Annotated in this window: 3 protein-coding genes; 1 reads left to right on the top strand and 2 read right to left on the bottom strand. The window is 65.8% G+C overall.

The window, feature by feature from the left end; all coding sequences use genetic code 11:
• Positions 1-710, top strand: a 710-nt coding sequence (locus PGX04_RS19615) for an MFS transporter (protein ID WP_273740054.1), incomplete at its 5' end; no start/stop codon positions are given.
• Between the two features lie 48 nt (positions 711-758).
• On the opposite strand, the gene PGX04_RS19610 is transcribed toward PGX04_RS19615, so the two are convergent.
• Positions 759-1,751, bottom strand: a complete 993-nt coding sequence (locus PGX04_RS19610; protein ID WP_273740053.1) for an aminopeptidase — start codon at positions 1,749-1,751, stop codon at positions 759-761.
• An 80-nt stretch (positions 1,752-1,831) separates the two neighbouring features.
• The coding region (locus tag PGX04_RS19605) for a (Fe-S)-binding protein (RefSeq protein ID WP_273740052.1) at positions 1,832-2,392 on the bottom strand (561 nt) is incomplete at its 5' end.

The following is a 2,392-nucleotide window of genomic DNA, read 5'->3' as shown; positions in this document are numbered from 1 at the left end:
CGCTCAGACACGGCTGGCGGGCCGCGCTCGTACCGGTCGCCGCGATCGGCGCGCTGGTATTCGCGGCATTCGCTCTGCGGGTTCGGCCGACCGAACCGACGACGCCCGACGTCTCGTTTCGCGATGAGTTCCGGCCTGACCTCCTGCGGGAGTTGCTCTCCCGGAAGGCGATTCGGTTCACCGTTCTGTTGGGTGTCGTGACCGAATTCATCACCCAGGGACTGTTCTCGTTCCTGCCGACGTTTTTCGTCGAGTACCACGGTTATTCGACCGCGAGAGCGGGCTACCTCTTTTCGGGATTTTTTCTCGTCCTCGCCGTCGGCGGCATCGTCGTCGGCAACGTCTCCGATCGGTACGGGCGGGACGGAACGATCGCGGGCTGTATGGTGTTCGCCGGTCTCGGCTCGCTGTTCCTCCTCGTCGACCGACTCTGGATCGTGCTCGTCGCCGTCTTCCTCATCGGCGTCGGCACGTGCGGCGTGATCGTAGTCCAGTCGCGGATCCTGGATTACCTGTCGGAAGACGAGGAAGGGACCGGGTTCGGCCTCGTCCGAACGGTGTACATGATCCTCGGGTCGTCGGGGTCGGTGACCGTCGGGTTCTTCGCCGACAGATTCGACTGGACCGTCTCGTTCGGGTTCATCGGACTCCTGTGTGCCGTCGTTCTCGTCTGCTACGCCGTCAACTGGTGGTTCGAACTGGGGTACTAGCGCCTTACGCCGGACACCGGCGCGATTGCGAACACGGAGCCGACGAAATTACTGCTCGGGGAAGGCGGGAATCCTGAACTCGCGGTCCTCGAGCACCGTCTCGCTGTCGAGTTCGAGGGTGGCCGACTGGAGGGTGATGTCGAAGTGCAGCGGCGTCCGGGTCTCGCCCCCGAGGTTACTGCTCGTCCCGAACCCGACGTGGACGGTCCCGTACACGCCGTGGTCGTTGATGAAGCCGCCGTCGAGTTCGGTACACTGCGGGTTCATCCCCACGGCGAGTTCGGCGGCCTGGCGCACCGCCGGATCGTCGTACTCGCCCCAGATCCGCTCAACCGTTCGCGCTTCCTGCCCGCCGTCGATACTCGTCACGCTCCCGTCTTCGATCTCGACCGCGATGTCGTCCTCGAGCATACCGATGCCGAGATTCGGGATCGACCCGTCGAAGACGATCCGGCCGTTCGTCCCCTCAGCGACCGGCGTGACGTTCGCCTCGGCGCAGTAGGCGACCGTGAAATCGCCCGGTTCCGCGACGGTGCAGGTCAGGCCGTTCCCCTCGCGACCGCCGAGCGCGAAGGTCACGTCGGTCCCGTTCGGCGCTGTCAGCCGGGCCGTCTCGGCCGACGAGAACAGGTCGCCCATCTCCCTCACTTTCGGCGCCAGTTCCTCGAAGTCGACCCGCAGTCCGTCCGCGCGTAGTTTCTCGAGGGAGAGCTTCCCCATCGCGACGACCCGGGCCCCTTCCTCGAGCGCGCGATTGGCCGCCACGCTGTGGGCGATCGCCCTGGTCGGAACGAGGAGTATCACGTCCGCCTCGCCCATCGCGGCGGCGACCGTCTCGGGGGGTTCGTTCCCGTCGTACTCCCGCGGCGCCATGAGCGCGACCGACGCCTCGGCGTCGAGCGTGTGGACGGCCGCAGCGAGTCGTTCGGTGACCTCGTCCGACCGCCAGTCGCCGACGATCAGCACGTGCTCGTCAGGGTGGACGTTCGCGATACGGTCGGTGATAATTCTCGCGCCTTCGATCTCCTCGACCAGACTCATACCCGATAGACAGGGTATTCGCTCTTAAACATGATGAACGTCGAAACCGATCACTCGAGCGAGAAGTGGGGGTGCGCCGGCTACCGCGGCGCGACGAGTTCGATCGGGTGAACGGACTCGCGCGGGAACAGCGATCCCAGCTGTTCGTGACAGGACGCGCCGCTGGCGACCAGCGTGCGATCGGTTTCCCCCTCGAACTGCTCGCGCAGGGTGTCGCCGACCTCCATGCTGAGCTCGTAGTACTCCGACTTGTAGCCGAACGAGCCGGCCATCCCACAACACTCCACGTCCGAGGTCACGACGTCGTAGTCCAGTTTCGAGAGGACTTCCTCCGTGTACGCGTCCGCCCCGAGCGTTCGCTGTTGGCAGTGGCTGTGGTAAGCGACGTCGGCGCCGCCCTCGAGGACGGCCGTGTCCGCGCCGTTCCCCAGCAGGCCGTAGACGTACTCCATGATCTCGTAGCTGTTCTCCGCGAGGTTCTCGGCGCGATCGGCGGGCAGCAACCGCTCGTACTCGCGGCGAAACGCCGCCAGATCCGAGGGTTCGATGACGACCACGTCCCGCCCCGCCTCGATGGACGGCTCGAGGCTGTCGGCGACGCGGGTCGCGTTCGTCCGCGCCGTCTCGATCATGCCCTGGGA

Source organism: Natrinema soli, from assembly GCF_028618695.1.
This window is presented reverse-complemented; position numbering and strand designations above follow the sequence as displayed.